Annotated in this window: 1 pseudogene; it reads right to left on the bottom strand. The window is 40.8% G+C overall.

Annotation, left to right across the window (positions count from 1 at the left end):
* Positions 1–613 (bottom strand): annotated as a pseudogene (locus ED312_RS23155) (hypothetical protein); the annotation flags it as partial.
* Positions 614–736: the final 123 nt, after the last annotated feature.

Here is a 736-nt window from a genome sequence, read left to right as displayed (position 1 = left end):
TCCAGCCGGTTTCTACTTTGATCTCCTTGGCGCGGATGTTGCCGTTGACGGCGAGTTTCCAGGTGCCGGGGTTGGTTGTGCCTATGCCTATACTACCATTATGGAGTATCCGCATGAGGCTTTGATTACCTACGGACTGAATATCCAATCCGTTCTCAGCACCTACTCCCGATCCTCCTATCCTGATTCGTGCTGTATTATTTAGCCAACTTAAATGAAGATCTGCCATTGGGTTTTCCGGATTAGCAACTTTTACAAGAGCATTGGATTTTATCTCACCGTTTACATCCAGCTTGGCTGTGGGGCTGGTAATACCAACTCCAAAGTTCCCTCCCGAGGTAGGAAATACGATAAAATTACCGGTTCCGGTTCTAATTGTCATATCTCTGTCGCCATAAGTAAAAATGGAAAAATCATTACCATCTCCATAATATGCATCACTATTATTCCACATTAATCCGGCATAAGACTCTGTCGATGTTCCGAACCGGATAAATTTGTATTGGGTTTCATTCCCCATTTTGGGGTTTAAGTACTCCACATCAACGGTCTGTGCTTCGGAAATCAAAATTGTGGCAGTAATGAAAAGAAAGGTGAGTAAATAGCTCTTCATTTTAAGTTCTTTTTAAGTTGGTTTATTTCTTTCTGTTGCTTTTCTATTTGAAGTTTCTGCTCCTGATTTTCCTTTAGAATCAATTCTATTTGTTTTTGCTGTTGGATAGTATACAAGGTTAAT

This window comes from Sinomicrobium pectinilyticum (assembly GCF_003725735.1).
Lineage (GTDB): Bacteria > Bacteroidota > Bacteroidia > Flavobacteriales > Flavobacteriaceae > Sinomicrobium > Sinomicrobium pectinilyticum.
Note: the sequence above shows the minus strand (reverse complement) of the source record. Positions and strands in the feature narration are given on the sequence as shown.